The organism is Pleomorphochaeta caudata (assembly GCF_055395745.1).
In genome coordinates, this window is record NZ_AP042458.1 from 91,620 (window position 1) to 111,976 (window position 20,357).

General features: G+C 28.2%; 15 protein-coding genes. All 15 read right to left on the reverse strand.

Annotation, left to right across the window (positions count from 1 at the left end; all coding sequences use genetic code 11):
* Positions 1-515: 515 nt before the first annotated feature.
* Positions 516-2,294: an ATP-binding protein gene (locus tag ACZ5RS_RS00445; RefSeq protein ID WP_464636898.1), complete on the reverse strand. Its 1,779-nt coding sequence runs from the start codon at positions 2,292-2,294 to the stop codon at positions 516-518.
* A 395-nt stretch (positions 2,295-2,689) separates the two neighbouring features.
* Positions 2,690-2,974, reverse strand: coding sequence for a hypothetical protein (locus ACZ5RS_RS00450; RefSeq protein ID WP_464636899.1), 285 nt, complete (start codon positions 2,972-2,974; stop codon positions 2,690-2,692).
* A gap of 262 nt (positions 2,975-3,236) precedes the next feature.
* A complete protein-coding gene (gene guaA, locus ACZ5RS_RS00455; RefSeq protein WP_464636900.1) occupies positions 3,237-4,787 on the reverse strand; it encodes a glutamine-hydrolyzing GMP synthase in 1,551 nt (516 codons plus the stop codon).
* 138 nt (positions 4,788-4,925) lie between these two features.
* Positions 4,926-5,477 carry an ECF transporter S component gene (locus tag ACZ5RS_RS00460; protein WP_464636901.1) on the reverse strand — a complete coding sequence of 184 codons (552 nt, stop codon included), beginning with the start codon at positions 5,475-5,477 and terminating at the stop codon, positions 4,926-4,928.
* Positions 5,478-5,488: 11 nt separating this feature from the next.
* Complete coding sequence (locus ACZ5RS_RS00465) at positions 5,489-6,250, reverse strand: energy-coupling factor transporter transmembrane component T family protein (protein ID WP_464636902.1); 762 nt, start codon at positions 6,248-6,250, stop codon at positions 5,489-5,491.
* Positions 6,243-7,682, reverse strand: a complete 1,440-nt coding sequence (locus ACZ5RS_RS00470) for an ATP-binding cassette domain-containing protein (protein ID WP_464636903.1) — start codon at positions 7,680-7,682, stop codon at positions 6,243-6,245. Before ACZ5RS_RS00470 ends, ACZ5RS_RS00465 begins: the two co-directional genes overlap by 8 nt.
* A 2-nt stretch (positions 7,683-7,684) precedes the next feature.
* Positions 7,685-8,431 (reverse strand): lysophospholipid acyltransferase family protein, encoded by a 747-nt coding sequence (locus ACZ5RS_RS00475; RefSeq protein WP_464636904.1) that lies wholly within the window; start codon positions 8,429-8,431, stop codon positions 7,685-7,687.
* Between the two features lie 78 nt (positions 8,432-8,509).
* The gene (locus ACZ5RS_RS00480; protein ID WP_464636905.1) at positions 8,510-10,162 is read right to left on the reverse strand and encodes a DEAD/DEAH box helicase; all 1,653 of its coding nucleotides are present in this window, start codon (positions 10,160-10,162) and stop codon (positions 8,510-8,512) included.
* A 95-nt stretch (positions 10,163-10,257) separates the two neighbouring features.
* Positions 10,258-11,073: an aminotransferase class IV gene (locus ACZ5RS_RS00485; protein ID WP_464636906.1), complete on the reverse strand. Its 816-nt coding sequence runs from the start codon at positions 11,071-11,073 to the stop codon at positions 10,258-10,260.
* A gap of 17 nt (positions 11,074-11,090) precedes the next feature.
* A complete protein-coding gene (locus ACZ5RS_RS00490) occupies positions 11,091-14,138 on the reverse strand; it encodes a DNA translocase FtsK (RefSeq protein ID WP_464636907.1) in 3,048 nt (1,015 codons plus the stop codon).
* A gap of 152 nt (positions 14,139-14,290) precedes the next feature.
* Positions 14,291-14,887: a 16S rRNA (guanine(527)-N(7))-methyltransferase RsmG gene (gene rsmG, locus ACZ5RS_RS00495; protein WP_464636908.1), complete on the reverse strand. Its 597-nt coding sequence runs from the start codon at positions 14,885-14,887 to the stop codon at positions 14,291-14,293.
* Positions 14,888-14,937: 50 nt separating this feature from the next.
* Positions 14,938-16,749 (reverse strand): tRNA uridine-5-carboxymethylaminomethyl(34) synthesis enzyme MnmG, encoded by a 1,812-nt coding sequence (mnmG, locus tag ACZ5RS_RS00500; RefSeq protein WP_464636909.1) that lies wholly within the window; start codon positions 16,747-16,749, stop codon positions 14,938-14,940.
* A gap of 9 nt (positions 16,750-16,758) precedes the next feature.
* A complete protein-coding gene (gene mnmE, locus ACZ5RS_RS00505; protein WP_464636910.1) occupies positions 16,759-18,096 on the reverse strand; it encodes a tRNA uridine-5-carboxymethylaminomethyl(34) synthesis GTPase MnmE in 1,338 nt (445 codons plus the stop codon).
* Between the two features lie 99 nt (positions 18,097-18,195).
* The gene (gene uxaC / locus ACZ5RS_RS00510) at positions 18,196-19,593 is read right to left on the reverse strand and encodes a glucuronate isomerase (RefSeq protein WP_464636911.1); all 1,398 of its coding nucleotides are present in this window, start codon (positions 19,591-19,593) and stop codon (positions 18,196-18,198) included.
* A 25-nt stretch (positions 19,594-19,618) separates the two neighbouring features.
* Positions 19,619-20,263, reverse strand: coding sequence for a GntR family transcriptional regulator (locus ACZ5RS_RS00515; protein WP_464636912.1), 645 nt, complete (start codon positions 20,261-20,263; stop codon positions 19,619-19,621).
* Between the last annotated feature and the right edge of the window lie 94 nt (positions 20,264-20,357).

A 20,357-nucleotide genomic window follows, 5' to 3' on the forward strand; every position in this document is an offset into this window, starting at 1 on the left:
CCAAAAGTCAATGAAGAAAATTTAAAAGCCAGATTATTTTCCCAAATTTATAAATTATTTTTATTACTTAGTGTCATAAAAACTTAGGCAATTTATGTATATTATTAGAAATATAACTCTTATAATCTTTTTATATCGTAACTAAAACTATAATTCACATCTTGTAAATTAATATCTATTTTATTACATTCTAATCATAAAAAGTTTTATTCTTCTAGTAAAATCAATTATACACAAAAAAACCTCCAATCAAAAACAGAAAGGAGGCTTATTAAAATATATATAAATTCTGAAGATTGTATTCTTTGTAAATGGCACAATAGAAATGTAACTTTTTACTTTTTTAGTAATAGAAAGCTACATAGACTCTTTAGTATCACAAATGCGGTCAAATTCTTATTTTCAAAATTATCTTAAATATATTTATATTTCTAGTAAAAATATATCATTCTTTATTAATTTCTCTCCTTTAATTTAAGTCTAAAATATAAAAGATTTTTGTACAATTATGAATTTTATATTATTTTGTTAAAAGTTATGCAAAAAATTTTTGGAGCATATTGAGGATACTCATCTATTATAATATTAATAATTTCTTTTTTCAGACTATCTTCTCTTTGATATTTATTCAATGAAGGATATTTATTTTTGTAAAGTATTTCTAAATCATGTCCTTGATGTCTATTGAATTCGTCTGTAGTGAATAATTCCCAATCATTGAAAGTATTATAGCTTTTTTTATTTTCAGAGTTTAAATTTAATTCATATAAAATCTTATCAATTATTTTTTGAGCTTCAGCTTTAGTTAATTTTTTTAATTCTATATATGAAGATATATTACTAATTCCAAAAGCACTTATTGGACAAAAATGTTCTCTTATTAGAAGTAATCCTATTAACAACGGATCTAATAAATAATTTTCCATAGAATATCTATCATTTTCACCATTAACAATAATTTTACCTTCTGATTTATTTTTTAAATCCCAATCAATAATTCCATATATTTGATCATTTCCTGAATTAGACAGGCTTTTAACTATACTTTTTACTTCCGCACAATTTGAACTAGAGTTAATTTTAGCGGGAATAAAATGCGGCTCAGAAGGAAATTTTACTCCTTTTCTGATAAAAATATTTCTCAATAATTCATAATAATTAACATCATATTTACTTTCAACAAATACTTGCCTTCTTTTTTCTGTTGAAATTTTTAAATATGGAATATCTGATGTTAAAATTTCAATACCTTGTTGAATATTAATTTTTTTAGGAATACTTGCTTCTCTATTAATTTGAAATAAAGAAATACCTTCTGTTACAACAACTGTTGTAGGAGAATGTGTTGATATTATTACTGGTATTTCATTTTGTTCTATTACATTCTCTTGTAAAATTTTCATCATAATTTTTGACATCGATGGATGCAATGCTGCATCAGGCTCATCAATAAGCAATAGTTCAGGTTTACCAATTGCTTCAGTAGTATTATAAATTGCTAAAGCTAGTGACATTAGTACTTTCTCCCCGGTTGATAAATCCTGTGAACTAATTTTAAATCCTTGTTGTTTATCTTTTAAATAAAATTGAAAATTAGTATCCGTTCTTTCACCTTCGGGATTATTTACTTCATAAGGGATATTAGTTTTTTCTAAAATTTTATTAACAAAAATCCAGGGCGGTTCTCCATATTTATTAATAAACTCTTCTTCAGTTAAAAAGCTTCTTGCTTCTCCTCTGCCATTTGAAGTGCAATATTCATTGTAACGATTTTTTTCTAAATTGTTATAATAGTTTTTAAAAATTAACGCAAATTGTGCTGTAAAAAAATCTGAATTTTCTAAATCAGATGGACTAAACGCGTCAAAAAAATCTTCTTCTGTAATTTCAGTTAATAATTTATTAGTAGTTAAAACTTTTTTGACAAAAGATTGTTGTTTGTTTGAAAAATTTCTTATGATAGTTTCTTTATTCAATCTATTTGTATTTTTATATCTGTTTACAAAATTTAAATAATTTTGCCAAATTGGTTTAACAAAATTTGAAATTTCACTTGGATTACAAGTTTCGTTTATATTAGGATTAAGTCCATTAAATTTTATATATTTAATATTTGTTAACTGTTTCCTATTTACTAGTACTTGGCTAATTTCATTTTTTGAAATAGCTTCAAGTAAATGTGTTTTTCCAGAACCATTTTTTCCTGTAAAAACAGAGAAGAATGGCAATTCAAATTCACAAGGAGGTGTTATTGATTTATATTTGTTTAATATTTTGATATTTATTTTATTCATCTGTTCTTCCTTCCCAAAAATTAAAAAATCTTTTACCTATTATATCATAACAATTATTAGGATACTAGTAACAATTCTAGCCATTAAATTCATCAATTAACTGTTTTAAATCTTCAATTACTGTTATTATCTTTTGAAGTCTATTATTGGGACCTTTTGAGAATTTAGACATTGGTTAGATTTCTAGAATAAAAAAACAGTATAAATATTTTTCTACTGTGATAATTAATATTAAATTTAATTCGTTTTTTGTTATTTAACAAATTTACATTTATTAAAATCATCATAATTTTTATTAAAAAGAACATAACAATATTCTTTACCATCACCCTTTACACTTGGGTATCTTATACCATCGATATTTTCTTATTGTGACTTTTTATATAATATAAACACTATAAAATAAAATTAGAAATCAAATATGCATGGGATGAAATAGTAAATTCAGAACTAGGAAATAAACAATAAGCAAAAGTTGCGCCCATATCTTTATCTAAATTTATTAAATTAAAACTATCATTATTTTTTATTTGAATTATTTTTTTATTTTTTACTTTCCCCTTAGTATAACCAATTTCAGCTTTTGCAATTTTACTTGAACTAGTAATTAGATATAAATGACTTAGAACATTATTACTAAATCTATTTTCATTAGTATTATTAAAAGGAGGATTAAACATCTCTTGAGGAAATAATTTATAACAAGATTTTTCTACAGTTCTACACCTATAAAATCTTGTATCTGAAAGATTAGGTCATGAAAGAATAGGAACTACACTTTAAACATATTCACATCTATATCCAAATAAGCAAGAACAAGCTGCTAAAATAATACAAGAGAATCGCATGAAGTGTTATAGAAGTTGTACACTTTTAGTACTTTATACAAAAAAACTAATATGCAACTCTTTGTAATAAAAAGAGTTGCATACATTCAAGATTTTATTCCCACTCAATTGTTCCTGGTGGTTTACTGGTTATATCATAGAGTACTCTATTAACTCCAGCTACTTCATTACAAATTCTTGATGCTGCATTTTGTAATACTTCTGGTGGCATTCTATACCAGTCAGCAGTCATTGCATCTTCACTTGTTACTGCACGTAAGGAGCAAACTTCTCTATAAGTTCTCTCATCCCCTTGTACACCAACACTTTTTACAGGAAGTAAACAAGCTAAAGCTTGCCAAATATCATTATATAAACCGGCTTTGGTTATTTCTTCAATAAAGATTGCATCGACATCTCTTAAAGTGTCTAAGCGTTCTTTAGTAACTTCTCCAACACATCTAACTCCTAATCCAGGACCTGGGAATGGATGGCGATTTACCATATTTTCAGGAAGACCTAATTCTCTACCTAATTCCCTAACTTCATCTTTAAATAAACTTCTAAGAGGTTCTAATAAATCCCATTTTAAATCTTCAGGTAATCCACCAACGTTATGATGAGATTTAATTGTTGAGGAAGGACCACCAAAAGCACTTTGAGATTCAACTACATCAGGATATAAAGTACCTTGTGCTAAGAAAGAAATATCTCCAGCATGACGTGCTTCATTGTAGAAAGTATCAACAAATAGTTTACCAATTATCTTTCTCTTTGCTTCAGGTTCACTAACACCTTTTAATGCATCTAAGAAAGCTTTTTCAGCATCAGCATATTGTAGTCTTATTGAATAATTGTCTCTAAAGATTTTCTGAACATTTTCAGCTTCACCTTTTCTAAGTAATCCATTATTAACAAAAACACAAACTAATTGATCACCAATTGCTTTATGAATTAATACTGCAGCTACAGATGAATCAACACCGCCAGAAAGACCACAAAGAACTTGCTTATCTCCAACTTTTTCTCTGATATCTACAATTGCTTGTTCAACAAAAGAAGACATGCTCCAAGTCTTTTCACATTCACATACATCAATAACGAAATTTTCTATTAACTTTGTTCCTTCTACAGAATGAACTACTTCAGGATGGAATTGAACTCCATAAAATTTCTTTTCTTTATTTTCAACAGCAGTAATTGGACAGTTACTAGTAGAAGCTACTACTTCAAAGCCATTAGCTAATTTTGAAACTGAATCACCATGACTCATCCAAACTTGTGATTTATTACTTATATTATTTAATAAAACAGAATCTTTAATAATATCTATATTAGCAAGACCATATTCTTTTTTCTCTGGGCAAGTAACATCTCCACCATTTTGCTTCATCATTACTTGTAGACCATAGCAGATTCCCAAGATAGGTATATTCAAGCCAAAGATTCTACTATCAACTCTAGGGGAGCCTTCTGTAGATACAGAAGCTGGACCTCCTGAAAAAATAATTCCTTTAGGATTCAACTCTAAAATATCATCTATTTTACAGTTAAATGGTAAAATTTGAGAATAAACTCCAACTTCCCTAACTCTTCGCGCAATTAATTGACTATATTGTGCTCCAAAATCTAGCACAACAATAACATCAGATTTTTCCTGCTGCATCTCAACTCCTATACTTACACTTTTTAATATTTGTATTCTTATATTTTTTCATGATTTTTTCAACAAACATTAAAGAAATAAACACAAAAAATATAAAAAATGCGTCAGAAATTATCTAACGCACAAATCTATTTATCTTTAATAACTTAATAAGCCTTGAACTGGGGGATAAGCTTTTACTACAGCCCTCGAGAGAGCATAACCAGCTACTACTCCAATTCCAGATTGTACTATGTTTCCTGGGATTCCTGCTGCTGCAGCGGCAAATCCTAAACTCATAAATATTGCAGATAATAAGAAGTAACCTCCAGCAACAATTACAACACAAACAATCATAGCTAAAATAACTTTTAGTGCTGAAACTTTTACTCCATCACTAATTTCTTGAGCACTTCTTTTTACAATTAAAGCTACAAGTAAACCTTCAACGCCATGAACAACAAAAGAAATTGGAGCCCATTGAGGATATCCTGAAATAATATCGGCAATACAAGTTCCTAAGCCTCCTGCTATAAAAGCAGTAAGTGGACTAAATGTGAAAGCAATAAAACAAATTGCTAAATCACATAAATTTAGATAACCTTTTGTAGGAGTTGGCACCTTAACTATAATAGTAAAAACAACTACTACAGCAGTTAGAACAGCAATTAAAGAAGTTCTAAGGGCAGAATTTGACTTTTTTTTCTCCATATAAAATAACCTCAAAAATTTTTAAATTTGAGTAACAATAACACATAGATACTTAATATAGCAACTGTTTGGATAAAGAAATATCTATTATTTGTTAACTCATGATAATTTGTTCTCTTTGTCTTTAAACCATAGCCTCTAGCCTCTAAAGACATAGCTAAAGATGGGATTGTTTTTAAAGAAACAACTAAAGCACTAGTTAATGTTGGAAATAAATTCTTTAATTTTCTTTTTTTATTATCTGAAGATCTTCTCAAACTATGAGAGTCTGAAATTTGATTAAATGCATCAAAAATTGTAGGAATAGTTCTAAATACTAAAGATATAGTCAAACAACTTTTATAAGGAATAAAAAAGGCTTGTAGAGCTAAGATGAAATCATTCATTTTTGTAGTTAGAAATAACAGTGAACAAGCAAAAGTAATTGAAAAAAATCTTAGTGTTAAACTTAAACTTCTAAATAAGCCTTCATAAGTTAAAAAAGGAGATCCTTTAAAATATAATAAGGGTGTTCCTTCCCTTTCATATAAGGGTGCAAAAACGATTACTAAAATAATCATTGGTAATATAGCTTTAATAACTGAATTTGTATTTTTTAAACCAACTGAATAAAATGATAAAACTACTAATAGAATTGAAAAAGTTACTAAGCCGGAAAAGAATATTGGTAGAAAAACAAAGACACAAGCAATAATAGTAGCTATTACTTTTGCTCTTGGATCTACTTTATATAAAAAACCTCTTCCTTCACTATAAATAGTTGCACTACTCATAAACTTCCTCTACTAATCCATTTTTTGTTATATAAGTTCTATCTGAAATACTTTTTGCAAACTCATCATCGTGAGTTATGATAATTAATGCAGCACCTTTTTCACTTAGCTTATCAATAATATAATATGCATTATCGTAGCTCATAGCACCATCAATTTCATCCAATATAACAAAAGGTCTCTCCAATAAATAATATACAGCAGCTTGTAAGAACTTTCTTAATGCAAAACTCATAGTAGATGGAGTTTCCTCTTCATCTAAATTAAATAATTTTGCACATTTACTAACTTTATCTTTTATTTCTTTAGCACTTAATTTACCAGCATTTTCTAAACCATAAGCTAATTCACCATATACGGTTGGTAAAAAGATTTGTAAATCTGGGTTTTGAAATAAATAAGCTATCTTTGTTTGTAAAACAAATTGATTAGCATTTTCTGCATTTAAGAAGACACTACCATCAACAGGTTTATCAAGGCCGCAGAGGATTCTACTTAATGTTGATTTTCCGCTCCCATTTTCACCAACTAATCTTACTATTTCACCAGTTTTTATAGAGAAATTATCACAATGAAGCTTAAAACTAATACTTCTAGCACTTTCTCTAATTCTTTCAATATCTAAATTTTTAACAACTAATTCTTCTCTTTGAATATCCAAATGATTATCTCGATATTCATTTGATTCAATTAATCTTGAATTTTTAAGATATTTATCTATTTCTTGATGAGTAAAATGTTCTTTAAAATTTTCATCTTCAAATATTTGACCATTTTCTAGAACATAAATTTTATCGAATTTATTTTCAAATTGATTTAAATATCTAGCACTTAAAACTATAATAGTATTTTTATTTTCTTTTATTAAATTGGCTAAAAGTTCTCTATAATTTTTATCTAAATCATCAAAGGCTTCATCAAAAATAATTATTTTTGGATTAATAGCAAAAGTAATAGCTAAAAGTAATCTTTTTCTTTCCCCTCCTGATAATTCAGCAGGAGATACTTCTCTATATCTTTCAAGGCCCCAATCAGATATAGCTTTATTTACTTTTTCGATTATTATATTTCTATCAATTCCTAAAGTTTCAAATGGAAAAGCTATTTCATTTTCTACTGTAGTAGTTATAAACATTTCCATAGGATTTTGAGAGACATAACAAATCTTATCGACTAATTCATAAGGTTCATAATCAAATAAATTTTCACCAAAAAGTTTAATTTCACCTGATACATCACTTGGAATGAATTTCATCAATAAATTTGAAACTAATCTAGAAAAAGTAGTTTTACCTTCATCACTATTTGCTAAAATAAGAGTTTTTTCATTTTCTTCAATTGATAAATTTAAATCTGAAAAAACATTTTCAGATTTTTTATTTGTCCAACTCTTATATTTAAAACTTAATGATTTTATTTCTATTGCACTCATCTCTATTTCTTTAAAAGAGGCATTTTTTCATAAGCTAATCTTATTTCTTCTGAAATTTTATCAGGTAATTCTTTTTGTTCTTCTTTTGTTAAACCTTTTGCACTAAATGGAGGTAATACTTCTATTTGAACTTTATATCTATGGAAGCCTTTTTTATCTTCAAAACCAGCTCTAACACCTTGGACTACCAAAGGAACAATAGTACTTTGAGCTCTAATTGCCATTTTATAACTACCAGCTTTAAAAGTACCTAACTTTCCAGTTTTACTTCTTGTACCTTCTGGGAATATTATAACAGATTTTCCTTCTTTAAGCTCATTGGTACCATCTAAGATAGCTTTAATTGAAGATTTTGGACTTTTTCTATCTAATAAAATTGTACCAATACCTTTTGCTAAAGAACCTACGTAAGGAATTTTCAAAACTTCAATTTTTGCTATTGGAACAGATTTAATTTTTAATCTACCAACATATAAACAAATATCTAACAAACTTTGATGGTTTGAAATATAGCAAATATTTCCTTGGTTTTTAGGTAAGTTTTCTATGCCTTTAATTTCAACTTTATAATTCAATAGCCAAACAGCTAAACTAGCAATTTTTGGAGCCCAAGCCCAATATATTTTTCTTGATAATTTTTTATTTCCAAATAATCTAACTAGGTTAGCAGGAATTACACAAAATACAGTTGAAACAACAACTCCAACTGCAAACAATAAACCTGCAAATAAATAATGTATAAATTTCATATCTTAATCCATTCTTTTCCACTTAAAAATTAATAAACACATTATAAAAAATAATCCATATACGAGTTGAGAACAAGACTATTTATTTATAAATTTTGAAAAAAGCGTTTTTAAAAAACCTTTTTTCTCTTGATTAATAGTTTTATCAAGATCTTTTTTAACGCTAGGAGAATTACTCTTTTTAGGAACATTTTCCAATTTTGAAGGTCTTTGACCTTTTTGCATTGGTGCATTTGCAGCTTTTTTAACATTTGGTTTGCTTTGTAATTCTTCACTGCCATAGACATTTTTATAATATTCTAATCTTTCTTCTAATGATAAATGTCTTATTTCGTTATACTGCTTTTGATTTTTAACTTTTTTATAAGTTTTATCAGTTTTAACATTTTTGACATTTTTGTTTTTATTATAATTTGAAGTTTTCTTATTTTGAGGATTAGATTGAGTTCTATTAGATTTATAATTTTTAGAATTATTGTTTCTATTTTGAGAAGATCCTCTTACATTTCTTGATTTATTATTAGGTCTTCTAGAAGCATATTCTTTTTCACTTACTAAATCCCTAAAATTTAAATTTTTACTTTTATCTTCAATTTTTTCTAAATCGGATTCTTCAACCCATTTTACTGGAATTTTCATCTCGATATAATTTTCAATTGGTTCAAGACCATAAATATATTCTTCACAAGCTAAAGTAATTGCTTTACCAGATTTACCAGCTCTAGCTGTTCTTCCTATTCTATGAACATAACTTTCAAAATCCTCAGGGATATCATAGTTAATAACCAAAGCTAAATCATCAATTTGAAGGCCTCTAGCAGCAACATCGGTTGCAACTAGGAATTTAATATTTCCTTCTTTCATTCTTTTAATTGTATTTAATCTCTTTGATTGACTCATATCTCCCATAAGATATTTTGTATTATATCCATTGATTGTTAAACGCTTTGCAAGTTCTACAGCTTTTGCTTTTGTGTTAGTAAAAATTAAAGCATTATCGCTATTTTCTCTTTGCATTAAATAAAGAAATAATGAGAATTTCTCATCTTTTGATACGTGATATAATTCTTGATCAATTTTATCAACACAAATTTCTTCTGGTTCTACTTCAATTTCTACAGGATTATTCATATATTCCCAAGCTAAATTTCGAACTCTTAAACTTAATGTTGCAGAGAAAAGCATTGTCTGTCTCTTAGTTTTTTCTTTTAAGAGAGAGAACATCTTTTTAACATCAGGATAAAATCCCATATCAAACATTCTATCTGCTTCATCTAGAACAAAAATATCAAATTGCTTAAAATTAAGTTTCTTGCTTTTTTGAAAATCTAATAATCTACCAGGAGTCCCTACAAAAATATCAGAATCTTTTAATGCAGCTTCTTGCTTCTCATAGCCTACACCACCATAAAATACACCTATCTTTAAATTCAAACCTGAACATAAAACTATAGCATCCTGCTTTATTTGTACTGCTAACTCTCTTGTTGGAGCAACAATTAATGCTTTTTTTATTGGGGAATCTGTATTTCTTGATTGAGCAATTCTCTCTAATATTGTTAATAAATATACAGCAGTCTTTCCTGACCCTGTTTTAGATTGTACCATTAAATCTTTATTTTCTAAGCTTATTGGTAATACTTTTTCTTGTACTTTTGTGCATTCTTTAAATCCAGCACTCTCTATACCTTTTAAAACTTCTTTGTGAAAAGGTAATTGTGTAAATTCCATCTATATTTCACCTTAATTAGGATTTTTTTTCTTTAATCAAACAAAGGATAATATATATTAATTATTATTACAAGAATGCTGGATTTTATAATAAACTATCTATCGTGTTTCTCTTTTTCTCTAATTATTTCCATTAGCTTTAAAGTTCTCTTAAAATCTGAATCAAAACTAACTTCATCAAGGGTTTTTATTGGCATAGCAGCCATCGAAGTTGAAGAAATAAATACTTCATCAAATTGAGATTGTCTTATTTCTTTAAGCATTGGAGCTCTCATTACAACTTCAATTCCTAAATCTTCAGCTGCTTCTAAAATTCTAGTTCTAGTAATTCCTTCTAAAACTCTATCATTTTCAGCAGTATATAATTTATTATGTTTAAAACCATAAAAATTAGATCTAGTTCCTTCTAATAAATATCCTTGAGAATCAACTAAAATAGCTTCAAAAGCACCTTTGCTTCTAGCATCTTCTAAGGCTATATAGCTCAATAATAAATTGCTAGTTTTAAATTTAGGGAATAATCTTTCTCCTACATAAGTAGTTACACTAACACCTTCTGAGTAATAAGAGGTTGGATATTTTAATTTATCAGTATATGTAATAAATAATTGAGGATTATTTCCACCAATAATTAATATTCTCATGGTAGCTTCTTTAATATCATCAATTTTTATTAATTCAATTATACTTTTCTTTATTTCACTTCTTCTAAAAGGATGTCTTAATTTTATTCCAACACAAGATTTAAATAATCTAGTAATATGATCTTCTAAAAAAATAGCTCTACTATTAACAACTGATATTGATTCATATACTGAGAAACTAAATTGAACTTCCCTATATGTGACATTTACTAATGCATCTTCAACTTTTACTATTTCACCATTTTTAATAGCATGTTCTTTGAACATTATTATTACCTTCTTTACTATTGATATCTTAATAACTCTCTAGGTTTACTTCCATTTTGAGGGCCAAGGATTCCTTGTTCTTCCATTTCTTCAATAATCCTTGCAGCTCTGTTATACCCAATTTTAAGCCTTCTTTGCAAGAAGGAAGCGGAAGCTCCATTTCTTTCATAGGCAATTTGTAGGGCAGCATCCCATAATTCTTCATCATCATTTGAATTAACACTCTCAGATGGTTCATCATCATATGGATCTTCAAAATATGATTCATCAATATAATCAGGTTCTTCTTGTTGCTTAGCAAATTCTACAACTTTTTCTACTTCTTCATCAGATAAGAAAACACCTTGCATTCTCGTTACCGCTTTACCATTTGCACTAAATAGCATATCACCTTTTCCAAGTAAATCTTCAGCTCCAGAGTTACCAATTATGGTTCTAGAATCCTGAGTAGAAGTTACTGCAAAAGCAACTCTAGTTGGTAAGTTATTTTTTATAACACCAGTTATTACATCAACAGAAGGTCTTTGAGTTGCAAAAACCAAATGAATACCTACAGCTCTACTCATAGCTGTTAATCTAGCAACTTTTTCATCTAAATCTTTACCCGCTGTACTCATTAAGGATGCAAATTCATCTATTATTACTACAATGTATGGCATTTTTTCTTTTGCAATATTAGAATCTTTAATTTTCTTATTATAACTCTTAATATTTCTAACATTCATTTTTGCAAGCATTTTATTACGTCTATCCATTTCATCAATACAGAAATCTAAAGCTTTTAATGCTCTCTTTGGCTCTGTTATAACAGGAGTCAATAAATGAGGAATTCCATTATAAATTGTTAACTCAACTACCTTTGGATCAACCATAATTAATCTAACATCTCTAGGAGTTCTTGAATATAGGATTGAACAAATAAGAGAGTTTACACAAACACTCTTACCAGAGCCGGTAGATCCAGCAATTAACATATGAGGAGCAGTTGCAACATCAAAGGATTTACACTGTCCATATAAAGTTCTTCCCATAGCCATTGGAATTGCATAACTTGAATTATTATCACTTGTTAGTACTTCTTTAAAGCCGACTTTCTCTCTAACTGTATTAGGAATTTCAACACCAACTGCATTTTGTCCTGGAATAGGTGCTAAAATTCTAACCTTTTTAGCTGCTAAGTTCATAGCAATATTATCTCTTAAATTAGTTATTGCATTAACTTTAATCCCAGGAGCTGGAACTATTTCAAACATAGTTACAGAAGGCCCTTTTATAATATTTCTAAGTTCAACGTCATATTTAAATTGTGCTAAAGTTTCAATTAATAATCTTGCTTTATTTTTTGTATCATCGTCAATAATTTGTGCTGATTGAGGATATTCATAAAGAAGTGATAATGGCGGGAATTTATATGAAAATTTATTAGGATCTAAGAAAGAAGAGCAGGATAACCCTGCAATTGCAGATTCTAAATCTTCATCATCTTCATCAATATTTTTTACAGTTTCTTCTTTTTCATCAACTAATTTAGCATCACCTACAGGTTTTGCACTACTATAATAATTATTTACAGCAACTTGATTATCCTTAAGGCTTTGATATTTTGTAGGACTAGCATTATTCGAATTTAAATCAGAAGATTTTACTTGAATAGGTTTTTCCTCTTTTACTTGAGGAATTGTGACTTCTACTTCTTCTCCAAAATCAATATCTGAAAAATCATCTTCTTCATCATGCTTTGGTGTTATTGCACTTTTATTTATCTCATCAATAATGGATGCAGTAGTCTGTTTTTCTTCTACTTGCTCAACTATTTTATCAATATTATTATTTAAAGAATGTTGTTCTGTTGCTTTTATTAAATGACCACCTCTCATAATATTTTTTAATGGATCATTTAAATAATCATCATTCTTCTTTTTCTGGACAGCAGAATTATTTCTAATTTTACTGTTATAAATGCTAGAAACTTTTTCTTGAGCTTCTTTTATTTCTCTTTCTCTATATTCTTTAACTATTGGGCTTTCTTTTCTATCTTGTACATCTAAATTGCTTATAACAGGTTCACTACTATTATCTTGAACCCTTTGCTGTAATATAGATTGGAAAGATAAATTTTCTTTACTAGAAGAACTCTTTGATGGAGCTTTCTTAATTGGTTGAGGTTGATTTAATTTACTCATCTTCTCTTCAACATTACGTTTTGCTATCTTTAGAGTTTCTAAAGAAATTGTATGTCTTGGATCGATTTGTGAATCTAAATCATCTTCAATTTTATTCTTTGATTTATCAGTATTTCTTTGATATTTCTCAACATTAGTTGGCGTATTAATTTCACCAATATCATTATTTATTTCACTAGAATCTAGAAATGACAAATTTGGAACATCAATTGGTTTTGGAAATTCTACACCTAACTTACTCTCTTTTACATTAACTTCAGGCTTAACTTCTTCTTTTACTTCTTTTTGTTTTAATTTATCTTCTACAATATCTTTTACTTTCTTTAATTGCTTTTTTTCTCTTCTATTATTTAAAAAATTGCAGATTGGATTAGCAATTATTAATAAGATTAATTCAAAAATCAATGATATAAATATTCTAAAGGCAATCTCAGAAGATCCTAAATCATTGCTTAAAACTCTAGCTAAATATTTTGGCATTGGCAATTTATTAAAATGTAAACAAATTAAATAAACACTATAAGTAAAAAAGCCAAAAATTATAATTTTAAAATATGAATATGGTTTATTACGTCTATATATAAAGATCATAATTGATAAAACCATTAAGGCTATAGCTGGAGGTAAAACATATAAAAGATTTGATTTAATAAAGCTTAAATTATTTTTTGCAAAATCTGATATTATAGTAGCATAACCAACTAATTTAGGTGGCATTTGAATCAAAGAAATTACTGTGGAACCAATTAAAACTATTGATGCAACTAATAAAAGTATTGCTAAAAATAAGGAAAATTTCCCACCCTTTCTTCTACTACTTTGTTTTTTTCTCTCTCGTTTTGTTTTTTTATTTATATTATCTTTACTTTTCTTCTCTTTCACTTTTAAGTCCATTCTGTATAAAACTTGTAATCTATCATATCATATTTAAACAAAGACTTCGACAAAAAATTACATTTTAAGAAGAAATGTAACAAAAAAAAATATATGGCAAAAAAAAAGACCATATAATTATGGCCTTATTTATGATAAAACTATTTCTTAGTTAAAAGACATAGCATTCTTGGAGCATCAATAAATGGAATATCTAAATCAACAAATTTATAATGCCATTTACTATTACAGTCTTTTTCAAGAATTGTAATTTCAGCATCCAATGTATCTCTCTTTGCTTTATAAGCACAAATTGTTGAAGTAGGTTTTGTTATTTTATCTATATCATCAACAATATCAAAGAGCGGATGAAAAGCTCTAAAAGTAACTAAATCAAATTTTTTATCTACTTCTTTTAAATCTTTTGCAACAATCTCTACTCTATCATTTATCTTAAGAGCTATTACAGCATTCTTTAAAAAACTAACACGTCTACTCATTCTTTCAATTAAAGAAAATTTATTATTTTCAAAATAGATTGATAGTGGAATTCCAGGTAACCCTGCCCCAGAACCAACATCACAAATTATAGAATCATTATCTATTAGTTTTTCTATTTCTTTAACTGCAGATAAACTATCCATAATATGTTTTGTTATAATATCTTCCCCTTGAGCACCAACAAGTTTATAAGCTTTATTAAACAACTCAATTTCAGAAACATATCTAAGCATTTTATCAATCTGATTTTGACTCATTTCAATGTTTAATTGATCTAGGCAAGATTTCAATAGATTTTCATATTTCACTATTTATTACTTCTCCATTTTTTTACGTGTACCATCAAAACTGCAACATCAGTTGTTCTAAGTCCACTTATTCTACTTGCTTGTCCAATACTTCTTGGTCTAATTTGCTTACATTTTTCAATACCTTCAGCACTCATACCACTTACACTATCATAATCAAAATCATCAGCAATTCTAATAGATTCTAAAGAAGCAAATCTTTTTACTTCTTTTTCTTGTTTCTTAACATAACCTTCATACTTTACATCAAGTTGAGTTTGATATCTAATAGGTTCACTATAATTAGCTAATTCAGGGATTGCTTCTATCATAGAATCTATTTCAATCTCTGGCATCTTTAAAGCCTGTAAAGCATTCTTCTTATTATAAGAATGAGATTTTAATAAGTCTTTTACACTGTCTATTTGTTGAAGTTTTTCTTTTAATCTTTCAAGTTTTTCTTCACTTTGGAGTCCAACATTATAACCGAATTCAGTTAATCTTTGATCGCAAGAATCATGTCTCATATTAAGTCTATATTCTGCACGGGAGGTGAACATTCTATATGGTTCTTTAGTTCCTTTTGTAACTAAATCATCAATTAATACACCAGTATAACTTTCTGCTCTAGATAATACTAAGGAATCCTCACCTTTAAGCTTTTGTGCAGCATTAATACCAGCCATTAAGCCCTGACAAGCAGCTTCTTCATAACCACTTGTACCGTTGGTTTGACCTGCAACAAATAAACCACTAACTTTAATTGTTTCAAGAGAAGGAAGTAATTGTAATGGATCCATATAATCATACTCAACAGCATAAGCGGGTCTCATCACCTCTACATTTTCTAAACCTTTTAAAGTCCTCATAAATTCATTTTGAACAAATTCAGGAAGTGAAGAAGATAATCCATTTAAATACATCTCCTCACTTTCCGCACCTTCTGGTTCAATAAATATTTGATGTCTTTCTCTATCAGGGAATCTAACAACCTTATCTTCAATTGATGGACAATATCTAGGACCTTTTCCTACAATTTTTCCTCCATAAAGTGGAGAGAGATGCATATATTTTCTAATAATTGCATGAGTTTTTTCATTTGTCCAAGTTATATAACAAGGAATAGAAGGTCTTTCAATAGTATCATAATCGAAAGAGAATGGCATCATTGGATCATCACCTGGTTGAAGTTCAAGTTGAGAAAAGTCAATAGATGATCTTCTAACTCTAGCTGGAGTTCCAGTTTTCATTCTGCCTAAAGTAAAACCATGTTTTCTAAGAGCTGTTCCAAGTCCAATTGCTGCAACCTCACCAAGTCTACCACAAGGAGCATCATATTGACCTATAAAGATTTTACCTTCCATAAAGGTTCCTGTAGTTAATACTACAGTTTTAGAAGAAATTTTATGACCTCTTTCTGTAATTACACCATTGATTTCATTTTTATCATGATCAATCATTAGATCTACTACAGTATCCATAAAGATTTCTAAATTACTTTGCAATTCAAGAGTGTGCTTTGCTCTCATATGATAAGCAAATTTATCAGCTTGTGCTCTTGGAGATTGAACAGCTGGTCCACGTCTTCTATTAAGTATTCTATATTGAATCATAGTGCTATCGATTAAGTGAGCCATTTCCCCACCTAAAGCATCTACTTCTCTAACTATATTTCCTTTTGCTAATCCACCAATTGCTGGATTACAAGAAAGACGACCAATTGCGTCTATATTTTGAGTCACTAAAAGTGTTTTAAATCCTATTCTGCTAGTAGCAAGACAAGCTTCAATTCCTGCATGTCCACCACCAATTACTATTACATCATAATCCATAATATTCCCTTACTTTCCTACGCAAAATCCACCAAAAATCTTATCAAGTACATCATCGCTTGTGATTTCCCCTGTTAAACTACCTAATGCAGTTATTGCAGAATTCAATTCAAGAGCAATAATATCTAATCCCATATCAATGTCATTTAATTCAATAACTTTCTCGAGATCTTCTCTTGCTTCTTCTAAAAGACTATGTTGTCTACTAGATTCAATTACTAATGTAGAATCGTCAGAAATAGAAATTCCTGATGCTGTTTTTTCAATAATTGCATCAAATAAAGTATCTAAGCCCTCTCCTGTGATTGTACTAATCGATATTGCTTCAGCTCTGTGTTTTATATCTCTTTTTGTGAATGCTAAAATAGTTTTTGGATTATCAATAATACTTCTATCGATTATAGTATCTTCATCAACACCATCAACCAAATAAATTATAACATCACAGATATCAATCAATTCTTTTGTTCTTTTGATTCCTTCATTTTCAATTTCATCAGAACTATCTCTAAGTCCTGCTGTATCAAACAATCTAACAGGAATACCTCTTATAGCAGTTTGAGCTTCAATGTAATCTCTTGTTGTACCTTTAATATCAGATACAATTGCTCTTTTTTGTTTTAATAACAAATTAAAGAGAGAACTTTTACCTGCATTTGTACTACCTGCTAAAACAATTTTTACACCTTGAGAATATAATCTTCCGGTTTCATAAGTGTTAGATAATGAAATAATTGCATTTTTTGTTTGAGTAATTAAGTCGATAGGAAAATCAAAATCGTCAACTTCATCTTCAGCATAATCAAGTTGAACTTCTATAGTTGCCATAGCTTCTAATAGGTTTTGTTTTAATTGTTCTATTTTTTTATATAATGCACCCTCAAGTCTACCAAGAGCTAAGCCTCTTTCCATTTGACTTTGAGAAGTTACTAATTCATGAACTGCTTCTGCTTGAGTTAAATCCATTGCACCATTTAAGAAAGCTCTTAGAGTAAATTCTCCACCTTTTGCTTGTCTCATACCAATTCTACTTAACTCTTGCATGATTGCTGTAATTACAGCTAAAGAACCGTGAGTAGTAATCTCAACGGCTTCTTCTTTTGTATAACCGTGTCCTTCTAAATTTATAGAAAGAACAACTTCATCTATTTTATGATTATCTTCCCCAATGATATAGCCATGGAGTAAAGTAGCATTTTTACTATTTAACAAGCTTTTTGGTCTAGAAAAACAGGAAGATAGGGTTTTGATACAACCTTTTCCACTTATTCTAATTATAGCTAATGCACTTTGATTCCACCCTGTAGCTAGGGCATAGATAATGTCATCTGTATTATAAGTTTCCATAGCTCGGATTATATGATAGAGCGGTATAAAAAGACAAGATAACGAACTGTATTTCTCATCTATTTATACCGCCTTTGAAAATAAATTTATTATATTTAATTAATTAAAGTATTTTTTTACGTTATTGAAAGATATATCTTGAACAACTTTCTTTAAGAATTCGCTATCATTATAGATTTCGCCTTCTTCAACCCAGTTACCAATTATATTACACATAATTCTTCTAAAGTATTCGTGTCTTGGATAAGATAAGAAAGATCTACTATCTGTCAACATACCAACAAAGTTTGGAAGCATTGATAAATTAGCTAAAGTTTTCATTTGTTGTTCCATACCATCTTTATGATCAATAAACCACCAGCCTGATCCTAATTGTACTTTAGATCTAACTCCATCACCTTGAAAACAACCTAATAAAGTACCAAGAGCATAGAAATCTTTAGGATTTAAAGAATAAAGGATAGTCTTTGGAAGTTGGTTTGTTTTTTCAAGTTCATTTAAGAATTTTGAAGTAACATAAGCAACATTATTATCATGAGAAGAATCAAAACCTGTATCAGGTCCTAATTTATTAAACATTCTAGTATTGTTATCTCTAAGTGCAGATATATGAAGTTGCATTACAATATTTCTTTTGTGATAAGCTCTACCTAAATTTAATAAAACATAAGCACTGTAAGCTTCAGCTTCATAATCACTAATTTCTTCATTATTCATTCTCTTAACAAAAATGTTATTAACTTCTTCTTCACTTAAGAATACTGCAGGAGTATTTTCAAGACCATGGTCAGTAGCTTTACAACCATTTTCAATAAAGTAATCTAATCTCTTAATTAAAGCTTTAACTACATCTTGAACACTATTAATTTCAATTTCAGAAACAGCTGCTAATTTATTAATATAATCAACAAAAGTATCTTTTTTAATAATTATAGCTTTATCAGGTCTAAAAGAAGGAAGTACATTAGTATTTAAGTCCCCTCTATCATTAATCTTTTTATGATATTCTAATGAATCAATTGGATCATCTGTTGTTCCAACTGTATCAACATTAAATTTCTTCATAATACCATAAACATCTAAATCTTTATCACTTTTTAGTTTTTCATTAGTGATATCGTAAATTGTTTTTGCGTTTTTAGTATTTAATGGAAGCTTAATATCAAAATATCTTTGAAGTTCTAAGTGAGTCCAATGGTATAGTGGATTTCCAATTAAATTTTCCATTGTTTGAGCCCAAGCATAAAACTTATCATAAGGATCAGCATCTCCAGTTATTAATTTTTCATCAAAACCGAAGGTTCTCATTTGTCTCCATTTATAATGGTCTCCACCTAGCCAAACATCAACTATTGAATCAAATCTTTTATTTTCTTCAATTTCTTTTGGAATTAAATGACAATGATAGTCAAAAATTGGCATATCTTTAGCAGCTTCAAATAAGTCTTTTGCTGTCTTAGTTTGTAGTAAGAAATCACTACCCATAAATTCTTTCATAATTCTAATCTCCAACTTCTGAATTCTAATATTTTTTAGAAGAAAAAACTATCTCAAGTGAATTTTGTCTTGATTTTAATATATGTTCTTTCATTCTATTAGCAGCTAATTTATAATCTTCATCTAATAAAGCTTTTATTATTTGAATATGTTCATCATAAGTAATAGGAACTCTAAATACTTTTATACCTGAATAAACTCTAATTCTTTGATTTTGTACAGTGGTATTTTCTAAAGTTTTAATTAAATAAGGATTTTTACTAAAATGATATAGAAAACTATGGAAATCATCATCAATTTTAAATTCTACATTTGTTTTTCTATATTCACCTTCATATAAGGCTTTGAATTCTTTTAATTTATCCTTATCGATATACATACCATAATTTTCAATAATATATGGTTCTAATAGTAATCTGGTTTCAAAAATAGATGTAATTATATCTGGAGTTAAAGGACAAACAACAATACCTTTCTTTGGCATAATGCTAATTAATTGTTCTTGCTCTAATTTCATTAATGCTTCTCTAATAGGAGTTCTACTAACACTTAACTCTTGTGCAATCATCTCTTCATTTAAAAAAGCATTAGGAGCATATTCACAATTAATAATTTTTCTTTTTATATGATCATATGCTATTTCTTTTAAGGTTTGTTTTTTCTTTGCCATTCAATATTCCTTAGAAATAATATTAATTTTGAGTATAGTTTATTATTGACAAAAAAGCAATATCATATACAATGATGTATACAACAATGTATAT

What these genes read in the sequence shown, in the direction of transcription:
- uxaC (WP_464636911.1), bottom strand. Translation starts at nt 19,593, where the DNA reads ATGAAAGAATTTATGGGTAGTGATTTCTTACTACAAACTAAGACAGCA.
- ACZ5RS_RS00445 (WP_464636898.1), bottom strand. Translation starts at nt 2,294, where the DNA reads ATGAATAAAATAAATATCAAAATATTAAACAAATATAAATCAATAACA.
- ACZ5RS_RS00465 (WP_464636902.1), bottom strand. Translation starts at nt 6,250, where the DNA reads ATGAGTAGTGCAACTATTTATAGTGAAGGAAGAGGTTTTTTATATAAA.
- ACZ5RS_RS00475 (WP_464636904.1), bottom strand. Translation starts at nt 8,431, where the DNA reads ATGAAATTTATACATTATTTATTTGCAGGTTTATTGTTTGCAGTTGGA.
- rsmG (WP_464636908.1), bottom strand. Translation starts at nt 14,887, where the DNA reads ATGAGTCAAAATCAGATTGATAAAATGCTTAGATATGTTTCTGAAATT.
- mnmE (WP_464636910.1), bottom strand. Translation starts at nt 18,096, where the DNA reads ATGGAAACTTATAATACAGATGACATTATCTATGCCCTAGCTACAGGG.
- ACZ5RS_RS00515 (WP_464636912.1), bottom strand. Translation starts at nt 20,263, where the DNA reads ATGGCAAAGAAAAAACAAACCTTAAAAGAAATAGCATATGATCATATA.
- ACZ5RS_RS00480 (WP_464636905.1), bottom strand. Translation starts at nt 10,162, where the DNA reads ATGGAATTTACACAATTACCTTTTCACAAAGAAGTTTTAAAAGGTATA.
- ACZ5RS_RS00450 (WP_464636899.1), bottom strand. Translation starts at nt 2,974, where the DNA reads ATGTTTAATCCTCCTTTTAATAATACTAATGAAAATAGATTTAGTAAT.
- guaA (WP_464636900.1), bottom strand. Translation starts at nt 4,787, where the DNA reads ATGCAGCAGGAAAAATCTGATGTTATTGTTGTGCTAGATTTTGGAGCA.
- ACZ5RS_RS00470 (WP_464636903.1), bottom strand. Translation starts at nt 7,682, where the DNA reads ATGAGTGCAATAGAAATAAAATCATTAAGTTTTAAATATAAGAGTTGG.
- ACZ5RS_RS00460 (WP_464636901.1), bottom strand. Translation starts at nt 5,477, where the DNA reads ATGGAGAAAAAAAAGTCAAATTCTGCCCTTAGAACTTCTTTAATTGCT.
- mnmG (WP_464636909.1), bottom strand. Translation starts at nt 16,749, where the DNA reads ATGGATTATGATGTAATAGTAATTGGTGGTGGACATGCAGGAATTGAA.
- ACZ5RS_RS00485 (WP_464636906.1), bottom strand. Translation starts at nt 11,073, where the DNA reads ATGTTCAAAGAACATGCTATTAAAAATGGTGAAATAGTAAAAGTTGAA.